At 37.1% G+C, this 17,722-nt stretch carries 17 protein-coding genes; 11 read left to right on the plus strand and 6 right to left on the minus strand.

The features are described from left to right. Positions 1–543: 543 nt before the first annotated feature. From purD to dusB, 5 genes are all read right to left on the minus strand, one after another. Positions 544–1,839 carry a phosphoribosylamine--glycine ligase gene (gene purD, locus CXF79_RS02875; protein ID WP_101153877.1) on the minus strand — a complete coding sequence of 432 codons (1,296 nt, stop codon included), beginning with the start codon at positions 1,837–1,839 and terminating at the stop codon, positions 544–546. Between the two features lie 40 nt (positions 1,840–1,879). Beyond that, on the minus strand, positions 1,880–2,728 hold the full coding sequence (locus tag CXF79_RS02880) for a class I SAM-dependent methyltransferase (RefSeq protein WP_101153879.1): 849 nt from the start codon (positions 2,726–2,728) through the stop codon (positions 1,880–1,882). Positions 2,729–3,239: 511 nt separating this feature from the next. Further along, positions 3,240–4,841 carry a bifunctional phosphoribosylaminoimidazolecarboxamide formyltransferase/IMP cyclohydrolase gene (gene purH / locus CXF79_RS02885; protein WP_101153881.1) on the minus strand — a complete coding sequence of 534 codons (1,602 nt, stop codon included), beginning with the start codon at positions 4,839–4,841 and terminating at the stop codon, positions 3,240–3,242. A 147-nt stretch (positions 4,842–4,988) separates the two neighbouring features. Then, positions 4,989–5,276, minus strand: coding sequence for a DNA-binding transcriptional regulator Fis (gene fis, locus CXF79_RS02890; RefSeq protein ID WP_011041412.1), 288 nt, complete (start codon positions 5,274–5,276; stop codon positions 4,989–4,991). Between the two features lie 62 nt (positions 5,277–5,338). Beyond that, on the minus strand, positions 5,339–6,355 hold the full coding sequence (dusB, locus tag CXF79_RS02895) for a tRNA dihydrouridine synthase DusB (protein ID WP_101153883.1): 1,017 nt from the start codon (positions 6,353–6,355) through the stop codon (positions 5,339–5,341). A 291-nt stretch (positions 6,356–6,646) separates the two neighbouring features. On the opposite strand from dusB, the gene CXF79_RS02900 reads away from it, so the two are divergent. The 10 genes from CXF79_RS02900 (at position 6,647) to CXF79_RS02945 (ending at position 15,789) form a co-directional block, all read left to right on the plus strand. Next, positions 6,647–7,987 carry a pepsin-like aspartic protease gene (locus CXF79_RS02900; RefSeq protein WP_101153885.1) on the plus strand — a complete coding sequence of 447 codons (1,341 nt, stop codon included), beginning with the start codon at positions 6,647–6,649 and terminating at the stop codon, positions 7,985–7,987. After that, a complete protein-coding gene (locus CXF79_RS02905) occupies positions 7,980–8,540 on the plus strand; it encodes a GNAT family N-acetyltransferase (RefSeq protein ID WP_157825827.1) in 561 nt (186 codons plus the stop codon). The genes CXF79_RS02900 and CXF79_RS02905 overlap by 8 nt, the downstream gene beginning before the upstream one ends. A gap of 115 nt (positions 8,541–8,655) precedes the next feature. Further along, complete coding sequence (locus CXF79_RS02910) at positions 8,656–8,922, plus strand: hypothetical protein (protein WP_157825828.1); 267 nt, start codon at positions 8,656–8,658, stop codon at positions 8,920–8,922. Between the two features lie 397 nt (positions 8,923–9,319). Then, on the plus strand, positions 9,320–9,580 hold the full coding sequence (locus CXF79_RS02915) for a hypothetical protein (RefSeq protein WP_101153890.1): 261 nt from the start codon (positions 9,320–9,322) through the stop codon (positions 9,578–9,580). Between the two features lie 72 nt (positions 9,581–9,652). Then, a complete protein-coding gene (locus CXF79_RS02920) occupies positions 9,653–9,922 on the plus strand; it encodes a hypothetical protein (protein ID WP_101153892.1) in 270 nt (89 codons plus the stop codon). Between the two features lie 34 nt (positions 9,923–9,956). Next, positions 9,957–11,828 carry a GGDEF domain-containing protein gene (locus tag CXF79_RS02925; RefSeq protein ID WP_101153894.1) on the plus strand — a complete coding sequence of 624 codons (1,872 nt, stop codon included), beginning with the start codon at positions 9,957–9,959 and terminating at the stop codon, positions 11,826–11,828. Between the two features lie 140 nt (positions 11,829–11,968). Beyond that, on the plus strand, positions 11,969–12,589 hold the full coding sequence (locus CXF79_RS02930; RefSeq protein WP_101153895.1) for a GNAT family N-acetyltransferase: 621 nt from the start codon (positions 11,969–11,971) through the stop codon (positions 12,587–12,589). Between the two features lie 152 nt (positions 12,590–12,741). Beyond that, entirely contained in the window at positions 12,742–13,563 is an 822-nt protein-coding gene (locus CXF79_RS02935) for an SAM-dependent methyltransferase (protein WP_101153896.1), read from the plus strand. Between the two features lie 53 nt (positions 13,564–13,616). Beyond that, positions 13,617–13,871, plus strand: coding sequence for a hypothetical protein (locus CXF79_RS02940; RefSeq protein ID WP_101153897.1), 255 nt, complete (start codon positions 13,617–13,619; stop codon positions 13,869–13,871). A 91-nt stretch (positions 13,872–13,962) separates the two neighbouring features. Further along, complete coding sequence (locus CXF79_RS02945) at positions 13,963–15,789, plus strand: GGDEF domain-containing protein (RefSeq protein WP_232769064.1); 1,827 nt, start codon at positions 13,963–13,965, stop codon at positions 15,787–15,789. Between the two features lie 171 nt (positions 15,790–15,960). Here the strand turns inward: CXF79_RS02945 and prmA are convergent, their stop codons facing one another. Next, a complete protein-coding gene (gene prmA, locus CXF79_RS02950) occupies positions 15,961–16,842 on the minus strand; it encodes a 50S ribosomal protein L11 methyltransferase (RefSeq protein WP_011041401.1) in 882 nt (293 codons plus the stop codon). 326 nt (positions 16,843–17,168) lie between these two features. On the opposite strand from prmA, the gene CXF79_RS02955 reads away from it, so the two are divergent. Continuing rightward, positions 17,169–17,660 carry a putative 4-hydroxy-4-methyl-2-oxoglutarate aldolase gene (locus CXF79_RS02955; RefSeq protein ID WP_101153899.1) on the plus strand — a complete coding sequence of 164 codons (492 nt, stop codon included), beginning with the start codon at positions 17,169–17,171 and terminating at the stop codon, positions 17,658–17,660. Positions 17,661–17,722: the final 62 nt, after the last annotated feature.

A 17,722-nucleotide genomic window follows, 5' to 3' on the forward strand; every position in this document is an offset into this window, starting at 1 on the left:
GTAAGTTGAACTTAATTTGCGTTGCTCGTTGCTGTTGCCCCGAAGCAGGAGGCGTATAATACGCTTCCGAGTTTTGATGTCAACGTTTATTTTAAATTATTTTGAGAAACATTTAAAATTTCAAGTTAACTTACGTTATTTATCGCTAAAGCGAGTAGATAACGTATCAAAACAGTTCTTTGGGTAACCCCTTGGAACTGGTGGCGCATTTTAGAGACTTTTCACTTTTGATCAAGGGTTATTTTCATCTTTGTGTTTGTTCGGTCAGTTATTGAACACATAGCTTTCTTATTGGGCTATATGGCACGATCATAAAGGATCATCCATCTATTTATAGCAAAATCCTCATTTATTAGATGACTCTTAAACTAGTCCTCGACACCCTCAGATGTCACTATATAGCCAGTTAATAACATTACTTTTATGTAGTAATAAAAAAAACCGACACTAAGGTCGGTTTTTTAAAGTTATCAAAATGATCATCAGATATAAACAAGCTCGATCTCAAAGGTGATCTAAGCCCTTACCTATCGATCAAATTAGTTAGCTGTTTTCTTGTTCACGTTCTATCGCGCGATAAGCAATATCAGTTCTAAACTCTACACCTTGCCACGAAATTTGATGTAGCAACTCATAAGCTGTCTGTTGCGCCTCTGTCACGCTATTACCTAATGCTGTCGCACATAATACACGACCACCATTAGTCACTACTTCACCTTGCTCGTTTAACTTAGTACCTGCATGGAAGGTCTTGGCTAATACATTATTGTTTGTATCTAGACCTGAAATAACATCACCTTTAGGGTAATCCGCTGGGTAACTCTGTGCTGCAAGTACAACACCCACAGCAGCACGACTATCAAACTCAATCGTTACTTTGTCTAACTCACCACGTGTAGCGGCTAAACATAATTCAACTAAGTCTGATTGTAAGCGCATCATGATAGGTTGTGTTTCAGGATCACCAAAACGACAGTTATATTCAATAACGTTTGGTGTACCGTCTTCAGCAATCATTAGACCAGCATATAAAAAACCACTGTAAGGTGCATCTTCGTTAGCCATACCTTCAACCGTTGGCATAATAACTTCGGCCATAATACGATCATGAATTTCAGGTGTTACTACTGGTGCTGGAGAATATGCGCCCATGCCACCAGTGTTAGGACCTAAGTCACCATTTAACGCACGTTTATGATCTTGGCTTGTTGCCATTGGTAAAACATTTTTACCGTCAACCATTACGATGAAACTTGCTTCTTCACCTTCAAGAAACTCTTCAATCACTACACGATGACCAGCATCACCAAAGGCATTACCTGCGAGCATATCTGTAATCGCATCTTCAGCTTCAGTTAATGTCAGTGCAACGATAACGCCTTTACCAGCAGCTAAGCCGTCGGCTTTAACAACGATTGGTGCGCCTTGTTCACGAACATAAGCCAATGCTGGTTCAACTTCAGTGAATTTTGCGTAACTACCTGAAGGAATTTTATTACGAGCTAGGAAGTCTTTAGTAAATGACTTTGAACCTTCAAGCTGAGCCGCTTTAGCACTTGGGCCAAAAATAGCTAAACCTTGCGCTTGAAAAGCATCAACAACCCCATCAACAAGTGGTTGTTCTGGACCAACGATAGTTAAGGCAACGTCTTCACTTTGAGCAAAAGCAACTAAGGCAGCATTGTCACTAACATCAATAGCAACATTCTCTAATTTTGCTTCAGTAGCTGTACCCGCATTACCTGGGGCAACAAACACTTTAGTAACCTGACTTGATTGAGCCGCTTTCCACGCTAATGCATGTTCACGACCACCGCCGCCAATAACTAAGATTTTCATATGTTTTTCCTATAAATTTTCTTTTACGCTAAATCAGCAACTACTTGGCTGGTTTAACAAATTTTAATGTCATGCGATCGCTTTCGCCTATCGCTAAATATTTTGCTCTGTCCGTTTCACCTAAGCGCAATACTGGTGGTAAAGTCCACACACCTTTTGGGTGAATAGCTAAATCTTTTGTATTAGCATTAACTTCACTCGAGCCAGCAAACCTAAAACCAGCCGCTTTGGCTTGTTTAATAGTGTGTACTTCAGATACGTAACCTTTTGCTTTTTCAGGGCTAACACCTACTGGTAATCTGTGCTCAACAATACCTAAAACGCCACCGGGTTTAAGTGCATTAAAAGCATCTTTGAACACTTGCTCTACGCCAGCATCTTTCCAGTTATGAAGATTTCTAAACGTTAAAATTAGGTCAGCTGTACCTTGTGGTGCTAATTCACTTTCTTGACGTGGTGTGAAGTCTGTTAAAACAACTTCACTGAACACAGCATCGGAAGCAAGTTTCTTCACTAATTTTTTGCGAGAATTACTGTAATAGTTATCTTCACCCGTATCAGGGTAATGGGCACCATATAGCTTACCGGTACCTTTTAAGGCTGGAGCAAGTATTTCAGTATACCAACCACCACCGGGCGTAATTTCAACTACAGTCATATTGGGTGTAAAACCAAAAAAGTCTAACGTTTCAATAGGATGACGGTATTGATCACGCGCTTTGTTTTTAGCGGTACGGTGATCGCCTGAAACAGCATTTTCAAGTGCTTTTACTGAAGCAGTATTTTCGTGTGCATGAGTGTCATGCGCCATAGCAGATAAACTTAATGCGCTACAGCTTAGGGTTATTGCAATAGCAATTGATTTAAGCGAGTTTGATTTAATTGTCATAACTATTTTCCTTGTGATACCCATCTCACTAACTATGTGTTCATTTCTACTTGTTAAAATAACCTATTACTTCGTTATTTATTTAATAATTAACGCTGCATGGATGCAGCTTATTAGACAATGCTGGAGCTTATTGTCCTGAACAACTAGTTATTAAAACAAATGCCTTGTATTTGGCTATTTTTCCTACGTATAAAATAGATCATCTAATTAATGAAACTGGTATGAAATTATTAGTATTTAAGTCGGTATATATTATATAGCGATTAATGTATTAATTAACGGCAATATTTATAACAGATTTAAAACAAACAAGCAGTGTTGATTGTATTTCCATACTAATTTTCATTGTAAGTAAATAAATCAACACTGCTTTTCTGTACTTCTATCTCACTTTAAGAAAGATTCTTTAAGCTGTTAATCTCAATTTATAGGAAAAAGCACGGAGCTGACGTTAGTCAGTGAGTACATTCGACAACTAAATTGTGCCTAACAGCGACAAGAATCAATCTTAATGGCGGAAGTGACGCATACCTGTAAACACCATCGCGATGTTATGTTCGTCTGCTGCTGCAATAACTTCGTCATCACGCATAGAGCCACCTGGCTGAATTACAGCAGTAATTCCTGCTTCAGCTGCAGCATCTAAACCATCACGGAATGGGAAGAATGCATCAGAGGCCATAACAGACCCTTTCACTTCTAAGTTTTCATCAGCTGCTTTAATACCCGCAACTTTCGCTGAGTATACGCGGCTCATTTGGCCTGCACCAACACCGATAGTAGAGCTGTTTTTAACGTAAACAATTGCGTTAGATTTAACAAATTTTGCTACTTTCCAACAGAATTGTAAATCACGCATCTCTTCATCAGTAGGTTGACGTTTAGTTACAACAGTTAAGTCATCACTTGTTACGCGACCTTGATCTGTGTCTTGTACTAATAAACCACCGTTAACGCGTTTAAAATCAAAACCTGTGGTTTTATTATCCCACTGGCCACATTCTAATAAACGTAGGTTAGGTTTAGCAGCAACAATTTGTGCAGCAGCATCTGAAACGCTTGGTGCAATAATTACTTCAACAAATTGACGAGAAACAATTGCTTCAGCCGTATCTGCATCTAACTCACGGTTAAACGCGATAATGCCACCAAAAGCAGAAGTAGGATCAGTTTTATAAGCGCCTTCATAAGCCGCTAAAATATCATCACCAATAGCAACACCACATGGGTTAGCATGCTTAACGATAACACAAGCTGGTTCGTCAAATTCTTTAACACATTCTAATGCCGCATCAGTATCAGCAATGTTGTTATAAGATAAGGCTTTGCCTTGTAATTGGGTCGCAGTAGAAACTGACGCTTCTTCAGGATTTGCTTCTTTGTAAAAAGCAGCATCTTGATGAGAGTTTTCACCGTAACGTAAATCTTGAGTTTTAATAAACTGGCTATTAAAAGTGCGTGGGAACTTAACTTTGTTTTCTAAAGAAGCTTTAGATTCAGTTTCGCCGTACGCTGGTAACATTTTACCAAAGTAGTTAGCAATCATTCCGTCGTAGCTAGCTGTATGCTCGTAAGCTGCAATCGCTAAATCAAAACGTGTTTTATACGTTAAAGAATCATTGTTGTTATCTAATTCAGTTAATACTCGCTCATAATCGCTAGCATTTACAACAATAGTCACGTCTTTATGATTTTTAGCTGCTGCGCGAACCATTGTTGGTCCACCGATATCAATGTTTTCGATGGCATTTTCTAATGAACAGTTTTCATCACTAACTGCATTAGCAAACGGGTACAAGTTAACCACTACCATATCAATTGCGCTGATACCGTTTTCGTCCATTACGACTTCATCAATACCACGACGCGCTAAAATGCCGCCATGTACTTTAGGGTGTAACGTTTTAACACGACCATCCATGATTTCTGGGTGACCAGTATAATCTGAAACTTCAGTTACTTTGATGCCGTTTTCGGCTAATAACTTTGCTGTACCGCCAGTAGAAAGAAGATCAACACCCTTCTCACTTAGACGTCGAGCAAACTCAACAATACCTGCTTTATCAGAAACACTTAACAGTGCGCGTTTAATTGGACGTGGAGTATCCATCTGTTTATTTACCTTCTTAGTTGTAACTTACTGCTAACTTGCCGCCGATGTGCCGTTAACTTGCATGGTTACATGATTATTTAAAATTATTTTCAATGTTTTAAAACATAAAAAGCACCCGAGGGTGCTTTTCATTGAAATTCGATATTAGTTCATACCGTATTTTTTAAGTTTCTTACGTAACGTACCGCGGTTGATACCTAGTAAGTTAGCAGCGCGTGTTTGGTTACCGCGAGTGTACATCATAACTTCTTCTAACATTGGCGCTTCAATTTCGCTCAATACAAGGTCATACATATCATCAACATCGTTACCATTCAATTGTGATAAGTAGTTGCTGATTGCGATTTTAGCTTGGCTACGTAATGGAGAAGTTTTTGTTTGTGTTTGAATATCGCCAGTGATAAATGGAGAAGAAACATTTTGTTCGAACATATGATATAACTCTTTCTTTTGTTAATAAAAATAAAATAAAACTACAACAACTTGAACTCGCCCTAATAAGAGCCAGTCGCAAAGTCATCAAAAAATTTGTCTAACGTCACCAATTGTTCATCGGTAGACGTTAAACTATTAAAAATAGCCCTAAACGCTTTGCCTTGGTCAATAGTAAACGCTGTGCTAAAACCGTCTAGGGTCTCAACTAGGTTTTGTACATACCAAGAAACATGTTTTCTGGCGATCATCACACCTTTGAAATCGCCGTAAAACTGATGTAACTCCATAACGTGTGCCAATACAATTGAACGAACTTCGCTCAATTCGGGTGCAGACATCTTATTACCCGTGGCCAAGAAATAATTAATTTCTCGAAAAATCCACGGACGACCCTGTGCACCACGACCAACCATTATGGCATCCGCGCCCGTATGGTCTAAAACCTGTAGTGCTTTTTCAGGTGACGTAATATCACCATTTGCCACTACCGGAATTGAAATAGCCGATTTAATTGCTTTAATAGTGTCGTATTCCGCATTGCCTTTATAAAAGTCATTACGTGTACGGCCATGCACTGCGAGTGATGCTATACCACTGTTTTCAGCAATTCTTGCTATTTCAATACCATTACGGGTATCTTCACACCATCCTGTGCGAATTTTTAGCGTGACCGGTATATCTACCGCGTTCACCACTGACTGAACAATACGCTCAACCTGTGCTGGTTCCCTTAACAAAGCAGAACCCGCTAATTTCTTATTTACCTTTTTTGCCGGGCAGCCCATATTGATATCAATAATCTGTGCGCCGTTATCAGCATTTACTTTGGCAGCAAACGCTAATTCATCAGGGCAACTTCCGGCAATTTGTACACTGCGGATACCCGCAGCATCACCATGCAGCATTCTCAATTTAGACTTTTCGGTGTTCCATACTTTCGGATTTGACGAAAGCATTTCGGACACTGCTAAACCCGCACCCAATTGACAACATAATTGTCTAAAAGGTTGATCGGTGATCCCTGCCATAGGGGCAAGCATTACCTGCGAATTAAGTTGATAAGTACCTATTTTCATACTGCTGTTTTTTTGAGCTACCTTTCAAAAGGGCGCTAAGTTTACTCGTTTTTATTTCAATTGAAAAGCATAGAATTTGAACAATATTTGATTTTTTTCACCTTTTTGATATTGACATTTATTAAAATATTAAAGTGAGCGTTAATCGTACGATTTTCGAATAATTTTGTTGACAAAGTTGATAAAAAAGATAAAGCCAAATATGTCGAAAACTTAGCTCGAACAACGCCTGCAACTGTGGCAAAGTAAAATTACTGACTCTTACCTAAACTAATAATAATTATAAATATAATGACAACACTTTTAAGAATTCCCATTACTAATGTATTTGGACAAGGTGATTACAGCGTAACTTTGCACCTTGGTAGTGAAAAATCCCCCGTTAACCTGCTGCTCGATACGGGTAGTAGTACGCTTGTAGTAAAAAGTACGACTTACCAAGCTAACCTGGATAAAAAATTAACACCGAGTACCGCAGTTCAAGAAGTTAATTACGGTGTTGGCGGTTGGAATGGCCCTGTTATATTCACCAGTATTAATATTCATGAGCATTGTCATAAATCTGATCATCCGCAAAGCATTGCGAAAAGCCCAAGCATGAATTTAAGTAATGCGCCCGTTGCACTGGTGCATTCTGACAAACAAAGTAAAACATTTGGCGATGCCGATGGGATTTTAGGTTTGGCTTACCATCACCTAAATAAAAGTTTTGATTTTAGCGATTATTTTACTGAACATAAGATTACACCTGCGCTGAGTTACCCGTGGCCTTTTAGTCATGAAGTAAGTGAAGACTTGGTTAGTTTTAAAAAACTGATGTGGAAATACCCAGAACATGATGTAACGCCCTACTTCACCTTATTGGAAGAACAGCAGCTGAGCGCTAATAAATTTGCTTTCTACAGTAAACGTTCTGCAATACATGTTAATAAGAGCCACTCAAATAAGATTCACAAAATACCCTCAGACGAGTTAGCCAAAGATCCCTTGAACAAAGGTTTATTAATATTAGGGGGAGGTGAAGAACAAACCGACTTATACCAAGGTGAATTTCAAAGTATCAAGGTTGAGCATGATGTTTATTACAATGTGGACCTTAAATCCGTTCAGGTTGGAACAAGCAAGCCAGTAATAGCTGAGCCGCTTAACCAGAAACATCTAAAAAGTTATTTCACTAATGCCATTATTGATACCGGTGCCGGTGGTATCGTACTTACTGCTGAAATATACCAACAAGTGATTAATGATCTCATTGCTTATAATGCTAACTTTGCTCAATGTTTAGCACCTTTTAAAGAAATGAGCGCGCAACTTGTCGGAATAGATATGGATGAGCTGAAACTAGAGCAATGGCCAACAATCTATTTCAATTTTGTTAGCGAGCCGGCAACCGCTAATACCGAAGAAAAAATTGTACAACTTGCTTGTACGCCAGAAACTTATTGGCAAATTAATACGCCTAATTATGACAAAGCGTGTTTTCGTTTACTGAGCCAATTACCGCAATGGCCAAATCAAAGCATTATTGGCTTACCACTGTTAAATAACTATTACGTGGTGTTTGACCGTTCTAAAGATAAAACCGGCGTAGTGAAATTTGCACAACAAAAAGTTGAGCATATTAGTGCATAGTTTTACTACTGAGCACTTATTAATAAGACCATTACTTGCTGAAGACCAAACATTTTTTTGTCAGCAATATACTAATGAAAAGGTAATGGACAATACTGGCGGTGCCTTAAGCCAAATAGATGCAGAAAAACAATTCCAACGTTCACTCAAGGCAAATGAACGTGCAAGCAGTGGTGGAAAAAAGTCAGTACTTACTTGGGCAATAGTACGCCTAAGTACAGGAATAATTATTGGCAGTCAAACACTGTCATTTCTGATCTTGCCTCATAACAGTGATGTAATGAAACAAACTGAGCTTGATGGAATAGTTCAAGCTGAGGTGGGTATCCTGCTATCTATAGAATCACAAGGAAAAGGGTTAGGCAAAGAAGCGCTCGCTGCTTTGGTGGTGTATGGTTTTAATTCATTATCACTTGATAGAATTAATGCCTATTATGTAAAAAGTAACCTTGCTTGTGCCCGCATTTTTGCTCGCTTAAATTTTATTCATGATTCTTCGTCACGATTAAAAAATACTGAATATTGTTACCTACAGACAGAAAATTATGGATAAGCACCTCAACTCACTACAAAGAAAAACTAATAATCATTGCCTCGCTTAATACTCTCTGATAATTTAGTCGCTGCAATTAAATGTACTATTAATAAGGATAATAATGGGAATGCTTATGAGTAAAGTAATACAAGTATTAGAAAAAATGGCAAGAGATGCTTCATTATTAAATGAAGAAAACATAACGACAATGCTAACTGATGCTGATATCACGAATAACCAACAACAAGCCATTGTTGCTAGGGATATCAATAAATTGGCTGACAGCCTTAGTGACTTAACCAAAATTAAGTATGTCATTCCGCTTATTGCCGCTGACGATGACGAGCCAAAAGAAAGTGAAATGAGAAATGAGACAAATTCTCAGTTAGCTTATAATTAATAAAAAGGTTAATGATATACAGCAGCACAAAAATAAACTTTTGCACTCATTAGATTATACGCTGCTGCTATTTTTGTAACTTCACTCTCATACGTAAAATTCACAATACTTGTGCGTTTAATTTAGCTATTGACGCTTCTTCCAATACTGAAGAAAATACTTTAAATATATTAGCTAATTCAAATATAACTCACATACAACAAGCAATTATTAACTGAGGACAACAGTACTACTTACGCATCAAAAAATTAGTAGTACCAAACAGATAAAATAAGCTGTTCTAATTGCTTTAGTAGTACTTTATCTGGTAATTTAGTAACCACTTGAGTCAGGGAAGTGTGATTACTTAAAAATCACATTAAACTCATTTAGAAGCGCAATAAAATGGAGTATAGATATGAGTAAAGTAATTCAAGTTTTAGCCCAAATAGCTAGCGATGCGTTATTAATCAACCAAGATTCTCTTACTAAAATGTTACTTTTAGCAGAAATAAGCCAAAATCAGAAAGAATCGATGATTGCAATGGACATTGATGCATTAACAGACTCCATTCATGATCTGCCTGACATCAAGTGCTTCCCTATAGTTATTCCCGAAGATGAAGAACACAAAACTAGTATCATTAATCAACATTTGATTAACTTTAAGCAAGGTTAAGAAGCAATTTTGTTAACTTTTTTAAGGTTACCCAATAAAACCCACAACAAAAATAAAATGGAATAATGCACTATGAGTAAAGTAATCAAAGTATTAGAGAAAATGGCTAGCGATGCTTCGTTAATCAGTAAAGCCGATGTGAGCACCATGTTGATTGATACTGAAATCACTGAAAGACAAAAACTGGCAATTGAAGCAAGGGATCTCGATACTTTAACAGAGACGATCCATGATCTACCTATAATTAAATGTATTCCGATAGTACCTGCTGAGGATGATGATGAGGCCGATTCAGAAAAAGAAACACAACAAGAGCCTAAAGTGAAAATTAAAGTAGTGTGATAGCAAATTACTAATAGCCTAATCAGAATAAAATATGAATAATAATGCCACTTTTTATATAGATAGCAAAGTACTACGAAAATCTAAGTGGACATTATTTATATTTTTTAGTATTTATATTTTAGCTACGAACGAAGCTAGTGCACAAGACATACAACAAAAGAGGGACATTACTCAACAGTTAACAGTTATAGATAATGTAAATCTTGCAAAAAAATTAGAGTTAGCTGATAACAATAGACACGCTAATCCTCTTTTATTTAAAAAAATAATGAATGAACTCACTTTAGAGAAGCTTAGGTTAACTGCAATTCAACAAAGTTTGTTAGATTATTTAGAAGGGTACAGTCTAGCTTACAGTGGAGAACACGATGAAGCTGAACGAAAGCTGAAAATTATATTAAACTCAAATGCTAGCGATTTAATAAAGTTTAGAGCAAGATACACATTAATTAATATTTCAGCTATCAATGAAAGATGGGCGGAAGGATTAAAATTTATTTCCACGAATAATGAACTAATCTCTTCGGTTGAAAATCAAGAGCATATTCAAACTAATATACTAGCAACGATTATCTTTTATACTCAAATTAAGCAATATCAACTCGCCCTTCAGTCTATTGATAAATTAGCAAGCAAAAAAACAACACCTCAAATTCAATGTTTCTTAATGCAGTTTAATATTGAAGCAAAGTTTCATTTAAAACAATTATCACTTAGAGATGTTAAAATTAATGAAGCGCTAGAACTATGCCATGAAGCTAAAAACAAAATTGGTGCAAGTTTAATACGTATTTATCAAGCTAAGCTTAATCTTCAAATAAAAAAACCCAATATAGCCTTAGCTATACTATTACCCCAGATAGAAAACATAAAGAGTACTCTTTTTCCTATGCTAATTGCAGGTATGAATAATACCCTCAGTGAGGCTTATTATCAAACTGGCGATATTCATAACTCAAAGAGTTACGCTTTAAAAGCGCTCAAGATTAATAAAAATAACAGTGCGGTTAAAAGAGGGATGGATAGCTATAAATTACTTTACCAAATAGCAAAATCGGAACAAGATTTTAACTTAGCTCTAAAATACCATGAAAAATATGCTGAATTAGATAAAGCTTATCTAGAAGGAGAAAAAGCAAAACATCTTGCTTTTCAACTCGCTGAGCACAAATCTTTAGAACAAAAAAGTAAGATTAAACTACTCAATAAAAAAAATTCTTTATTACTCAGTGACCAAGCATTAAGTAAGGCCAAAGTTGTCAATATCCAGTTAATGATTTCTATCTTAATGGTGACGCTCGCTTTATTAGTGTTATGGGGAGCTCGTTTGTTAAAAGCACATAAACGTGTAAGAGAATTGGCCGAATATGATCCGTTAACCGGAATTTATAATCGAGGTCATTTTACCCATGTGACCAATAGCGCCTTAAAATATTGTAAAAATGCTCAACAAGACTTGTCTGTGATTATGTTCGATTTAGATCACTTCAAAAAAGTTAACGACTCTTTTGGTCATGCCTGCGGTGACTGGGCATTAAAAGAGACCATAAAAGTTTGTCAACGTATTGGCCGTAAAAATGATATTTTTGCCCGCTTAGGTGGTGAAGAATTTTGCTTGGTATTAACAGGTTGTACTATTGATGTGGCAATGCTGCGCGCCGAAGCTTGTCGTGCGGCAATTGAAGAAATAATTACCGAAGAATCTGGGAATGATTTTTCAATCACTGCTAGCTTTGGCGTAACTGATATCAAACGTTCTGGATTTACTTTAGACAAGCTATTAGCGGATGCTGATATGGCCGCTTACGCATCAAAAAATGCAGGCCGTAACAGAGTCACTCTGTTCGAAGTACCTTACACAGCTAAAGCAAATAAATTAGATGACTCATGGAACTATAACTAACCTTTTGTTTCTAATGTATTCCCCATAACATGTATCCCATTACCATGATTTCATCACAATGCCATGAGTTTAAATCGCTCAAGCACTCTGAAACATGCATCTTCAATGGTAACGGGTATATATTCAATTGAAGAGTTTTTATGCACGCCTTTACTACTGAACGGTTGTTAATCAGACCGTTAATCTCAGAAGATGAACACTTTTATTGTTATCAATACACTGACAAAAAAATGATGCGCATTGTTGGCGAGCCACTAACCCAAGAACAAGCCAGTGCTGCATTTCATAGAGCATTGAAGGCCAATAAACTAGAACAAGATACCGTACGTACTTGGGCAATTGTCGATAAAGCAACCAATGACATTATCGGTACTCAGGCATTATCTTGGTTAGCAGCGAAACAAGCTACCAAACCAAGCTCCTTACCTATTGAACAAGTAGAAATTGGTATTATGTTAGCGACTAAAGCTAATGGAAAGTTATTACCTGAAGAAGCAGTATCTGCCATCATGGAATACGGATTTAAGCAGCTCAATATTAATAGAATTAATGCATTTTATGCTAATAAAAATAGAGCTACCCAACGTATATTGAAAAAAATTGGTTATATATTCGAACCCAGCTTGCAAGATAACACTACCGACAATGGTTACCAGTATTTTGACCAACACCAGTGGAATGGTATGATAATTACTCAACTTTTTCCCGAAGAAATCGATAAAACAGAACCTACTGTTACTGATTCGCGACTAACTGTATAAATACGATTATAAACTAATATACTCGTTGCCCCTTGTGCTTGCTTCTGCTAATTTAGTTACAAAATAATAACAACTTTACCTCTTGCCTTTTTAGTAAGCAACGCACAGTAGTTATCGTCAAATTATCATTAAAAAATAAAAAGGAATTTATCATGTCAGGCAGTTTAGTATGTGTTGGTACTGGCATGACGTTAGGCGCTCACATTAGCCCTATTTCTCAGAGTCATATCGAACAAGCTGATATTGTATTTTCACTGATGGCCAATGGTTTTGCCCAAAAATGGCTTGAAGGAATGAATACTGATGTTCGCTGTTTGCAGAGCTTCTACCAAGAAGGCAAAAATCGCAATATTACCTATAACGAAATGGTTGACGCTATTTTAACCGAAGTGCGTAATGGTAAAAAAGTGGTTGCTGCTTTTTATGGCCACCCTGGTGTATTTGCCTGTGTTGCTCACCGAGCGATTAAAAAAGCCAAATTAGACGACTTCCCCGCTTCGATGGAGCCCGGCATATCTGCAGAAGATTGCCTCTATGCCGACTTAGGTATAGATCCTGGTAAAACAGGTTGCATGCATTATGAAACCAGCCAGTTTATGTTTTATAAGCGTAATATTGATACCTCTGCCCATTTAATATTATGGCAAGTCGCGCTTGCTGGTGATAAATCTTTAGGAAAGTTCTCTACAGGAAAAGCTTATCGCCAAGTATTAGTTGATTTACTGCTAGAACATTACCCCCGTGATCACGAAGTTATATTATATCAAGCAAAAGGCATTGCCATTGAGCCGATGCGCGAAGACAAAATACTGTTAACTGAACTTGTTGATGCTGATTTGCTAATGCAAACTACTTTGGTGATCCCACCCTGCAGTGCAATGCAAGCCAATGAAGAGTTGTTAGCTAAGCTCGCAAAAATTGACAAACAAGAAGAGCGTAATAAAAACCGTCCCGCATTAACTTTGGTGTTATAAGTAAAAAATTAACCACGGTAAATAAATTTATCATTAAAAATGGAGTAAGTACTATGAGTAAAGTAATTGAAGTATTAATGCAAATAGCGGGTAATGCCGAGATGAGCAACAAAAACTCACTCGCTGAGATGCTAAGCAATGCTAGCCTCACTCAGGCTCAAGAATTCGCTATTCAAACTAAAGACATGGATGCTTTAAAAGCAGCGACTTATAACTTACCTGAAATCAGATGCTACCCAATATTACTTCCTGACGATAAAAATGAAGAAGTAAGCACTGTAATTAATAACACTGTAGTTAACTTTTAATCGACTTAATTTAAATTAAAAACAAATGAATAATAACTGCGTTTTAAAGGAATTAAAAAACAGTCTTCACCTTAAGGTGCAGTCATTATTTTTGTGTGTTTTTATTAGTATTCCCGTAGGACTAATTACAACCTCCCCCCAAGCAATTGCTGAATCCTTTCAATATGAGAACGATCAAACAGATGTACTGAAATTAAAGTTTAGTCCAGAGTATATCTCTGAAAAATTACTTATAGCCGACAGAAACAGACGCGAAAATCCAGTACTATATAAAAAAATCTTAGCTGAGTTGGCACCATTAGAAAAATCATTTACTCGTGATCAACACTCTTATTATCAGTTTCTTCAAGGTTACTTGGCCATTTACCATGGAGATTATGAGCAAGCCGATAAACTCTTGTCTGAGGTTCTAAATTCTAGTGCCGATAAACTTATTAAGTTTAGAGCAAACTATACCTTGATTAATGTTGCTGCGGCCAAAAAAGACTGGTCTGACGGTTTAAGACATATTGCCGTAAACAAAGAAATGCTGCCATCTATTGCTGATAAAGAGCATTATCAACTAAGTATTCTAACCGCAGTTATTTTTTATAATCAACTTCAACAGTTTGATTTAGTAATTAAAAATATAGCGCAGGTAAAGCGAGATAATCTCCCTCAAGAACATAATTGTTTTCTCGAACAATTTTCGCTTGAAGCAAAACTTAACTTACAACTAATAAAACCTGACGATAAAAGTATTGATAACGGTTTAGACATTTGTCAGCAAGCTGGAAACAAGATAAGTACCAATATAATTCGTGTGTATCGAGCAAAGTTATATTTAAAAGCGCAGCAGCCAGAGAAGGCACTTGCTGAAATATTGCCTTATTACGATGAAATCAACACAACGCTATTTCCCATGTTGATTGCGGGTATGAATAACACTCTAGCCAAGAGCAATTATCTAATAGGTAATATTAAGAGCGCTGAAAAATATGCTTTAGCAGCACTCAGGGCTAATAAAAACAATACAATTATTAAGCAGAGTGCTGATAGCTATAAATTACTTTACCAAATAAATAAATCACAAAAAAATATCGCTTTAGCACTGAGTTACCATGAGAAATATAACGCGTTAGAAGTGGCGCATTTGGAGGACGAAAAATCTAAGCATGTTGCGTTTCAATTGGCTGAATTAAAAACGTTTGAACATGAAAACCAAATAATATTATTGAATGAACAAAATACTTTTTTAGCTGCAGAGCAAGCGTTATCAAATATTAAAGTAGCTAATATTCAGCTGATTATAACTGTGATGACTTTGATCATTATTATGTTAATTATTTGGGGTGCACGCTTATGGAGATCTCATAAACGCGTAAAAGCATTATCTGAATATGATGAGTTAACCGGTATATATAACCGCAGACACTTTACTCAAATTGCCGTAAGTACCCTGAAGTATTGTCAAAGCGCTGAGCAAGATTTAAGTCTGATTATGTTTGACTTAGATAACTTCAAAAAGATTAACGATAATTTTGGTCATATCTGTGGTGACTGGGCATTAAAAGAAACCATTAGAGTATGTGAAAACATTGGCCGTAAAAATGATATATTTTCCCGTTTAGGTGGTGAAGAATTTTGTATTTTATTACCAAGTTGTAATATTGAAGCAGCAGTATTGCGGGCTGAAGCTTGTCGTGCCGCTATTGAAAATACGATTACTGAAGAGTCTGGTAATGACTTTAGTATTACTGCCAGTTTTGGCGTAACTGATGTAACACGTTCTGGCTATAATTTAGAGAAGTTATTAACTGATGCTGACTTTGCTGCTTATGAATCGAAACATGCAGGTCGAAATCGGGTTACTGTTTTTGAACCTCAAGAGGATGAAACAGGAAAGTCGTTAGGTAACTCATGGAGTGTTGCTCCTTAATTACTAAGAGAGTTAACACCTACTCTTTGCTGAGACATATTGGCAGTGACACTATACTGTTCATCGCTATAGATTCCATCATCTATTAAGTCGGAATCTATAGCGCTTCAGAGATTACATCACAGAAATGACATTGCATTACTGTGATGATAAAACGATTTCCATCTATAACTACTTGCGTTGTCCGTTTAGGCGAACCCATTCTTCTTGAACGCTCACTGGCTCCATATCACACCATTGCCCGTAAATTGTTTGTAGGGTTTGTGCCTGCTCTTCTAATACACCAGACAAAGCTAACAGCCCTTTATCACCGACATATTCGATAATAACTGGTGCTAACTCACGTAACGGTCCAGCTAGAATATTTGCTACTACTACGTCAGCTTTGAATTCAGGCTGATCTTTAGGCAAGTATAATTCAAGTCTATCGGAAACATTGTTACGCTCAGCATTAGCAAGACTTGCTTGTAGGGCTTGTGGATCGATATCAATACCAATAACTTTCTTGGCTCCTAACTTAAGCGCTGCTAATGATAAAATTCCTGAACCACAACCAAAATCGACTACGGTTTTATCTTGTAAGTCTAAGCCGTCTAACCACGTTAAACATAAAGCTGTGGTAGGGTGAGTTCCGGTACCAAACGCAAGGCCTGGGTCCAACATTACATTAACCGCTTCAGGGTCTGGAACATCGCGCCAGCTAGGACAAACCCATAAGCGTTCACCAAATTTCATTGGGTGGAAGTTATCCATCCATTCACGTTCCCAGTCTTTGTCTTCTAATTGCTCCAGTTTATAGCGCATTTGCTCTTTATCTGGATGAATACTTTGCAAGTAACTAATGACTTTGTCCATATCATGGCTAGCTTCAAATAAGCCCATGACGACGGTATTCGACCAGTAGATAACTTCATCACCGGGTAATGGCTCATATATTGGGGTGTCTTTAGCATCAATAAAGGTAACGGCTTGTGAACCACAGGCTGAAAGCCAATCACTATATTTTTCGGCGTTATCTTCGTTGGCGCTTAATCTAAGTTGTATCCAAGGCATTTGATTTTCTCTACTGGTATTTGGTGTTTGCTGCTTCTGGTTGTCGCTGTCTCTGTCGTTAGTGCAAAGAGCCGATGTAGTTGACAAATAGTAGCAATAAATAAGCTTGATGCTAGTTTACCATCCATTACTGCTAGAGTAGGCATAAATAATACCACTTTCATTAAGTTTGACATTTTTTGTACATAGAAAAACAAATCAATGCAAGGCCAACGATTGAGCCATAGCTGACTATTGAGATTAAGAACAATGTGATCTTAGAATGTTTTAATACGTACAGAGTAATAATCGAATGAAGTGGCTCTAATCATAAAAAGGAAAATAATATGCTAGATCTTCTCCCTGACTTATTTGATCAATATCCGGAGCAACTTAGCCTCGCTAACCAAGCTTTTACTGATTACGGCAAGCACACTATTTTTTATGGTGAGATTGTCACCGTTTCTTGCTTTGAAGACAATTCAAAAGTAAAAGAGATATTAGCGACTGATGGCAGCGGTAAAGTACTGGTTGTTGATGGTAAAGGCAGTATGAACCGTGCACTTTTAGGCGATATGATAGCTGAGAATGCGGTTAAAAATCATTGGCAGGCTGTAGTAATAAATGGCTGTATTCGCGATGCAGGTACTATCAGAACTTTAGAGATTGCGGTAAAAGCTATTGGCTGTAACCCGATAAAAACAGAGAAGCTAGGTGTAGGCGACACTAATGTTGTCGTTAATTTTGCCAATGTTGAATTTATACCTGGTTGGTATGTATATGGTGATGAAAATGGCTTAGCAGTAAGTGAATCAAAGTTAAGCGTTACAGCAGGTTAATGAGTAAATTCAGTGCTGGACTAAGTGCTAAATTAGGTATCAAATTCTCTATCAAAGTAATG

Origin of the sequence: Colwellia sp. Bg11-28 (assembly GCF_002836245.1) — a bacterium.
GTDB classification, from domain to species: Bacteria; Pseudomonadota; Gammaproteobacteria; order Enterobacterales; family Alteromonadaceae; genus Colwellia; species Colwellia psychrerythraea_A.

Bases quoted from the DNA above. Each gene is read 5' to 3' on its own strand.
- purD (WP_101153877.1), bottom strand. From the start codon at position 1,839: ATGAAAATCTTAGTTATTGGCGGCGGTGGTCGTGAACATGCATTAGCG.
- CXF79_RS02880 (WP_101153879.1), bottom strand. From the start codon at position 2,728: ATGACAATTAAATCAAACTCGCTTAAATCAATTGCTATTGCAATAACC.
- purH (WP_101153881.1), bottom strand. From the start codon at position 4,841: ATGGATACTCCACGTCCAATTAAACGCGCACTGTTAAGTGTTTCTGAT.
- fis (WP_011041412.1), bottom strand. From the start codon at position 5,276: ATGTTCGAACAAAATGTTTCTTCTCCATTTATCACTGGCGATATTCAA.
- dusB (WP_101153883.1), bottom strand. From the start codon at position 6,355: ATGAAAATAGGTACTTATCAACTTAATTCGCAGGTAATGCTTGCCCCT.
- CXF79_RS02900 (WP_101153885.1), top strand. From the start codon at position 6,647: ATGACAACACTTTTAAGAATTCCCATTACTAATGTATTTGGACAAGGT.
- CXF79_RS02910 (WP_157825828.1), top strand. From the start codon at position 8,656: ATGAGTAAAGTAATACAAGTATTAGAAAAAATGGCAAGAGATGCTTCA.
- CXF79_RS02915 (WP_101153890.1), top strand. From the start codon at position 9,320: ATGAGTAAAGTAATTCAAGTTTTAGCCCAAATAGCTAGCGATGCGTTA.
- CXF79_RS02920 (WP_101153892.1), top strand. From the start codon at position 9,653: ATGAGTAAAGTAATCAAAGTATTAGAGAAAATGGCTAGCGATGCTTCG.
- CXF79_RS02925 (WP_101153894.1), top strand. From the start codon at position 9,957: ATGAATAATAATGCCACTTTTTATATAGATAGCAAAGTACTACGAAAA.
- CXF79_RS02930 (WP_101153895.1), top strand. From the start codon at position 11,969: ATGCACGCCTTTACTACTGAACGGTTGTTAATCAGACCGTTAATCTCA.
- CXF79_RS02935 (WP_101153896.1), top strand. From the start codon at position 12,742: ATGTCAGGCAGTTTAGTATGTGTTGGTACTGGCATGACGTTAGGCGCT.
- CXF79_RS02940 (WP_101153897.1), top strand. From the start codon at position 13,617: ATGAGTAAAGTAATTGAAGTATTAATGCAAATAGCGGGTAATGCCGAG.
- prmA (WP_011041401.1), bottom strand. From the start codon at position 16,842: ATGCCTTGGATACAACTTAGATTAAGCGCCAACGAAGATAACGCCGAA.
- CXF79_RS02955 (WP_101153899.1), top strand. From the start codon at position 17,169: ATGCTAGATCTTCTCCCTGACTTATTTGATCAATATCCGGAGCAACTT.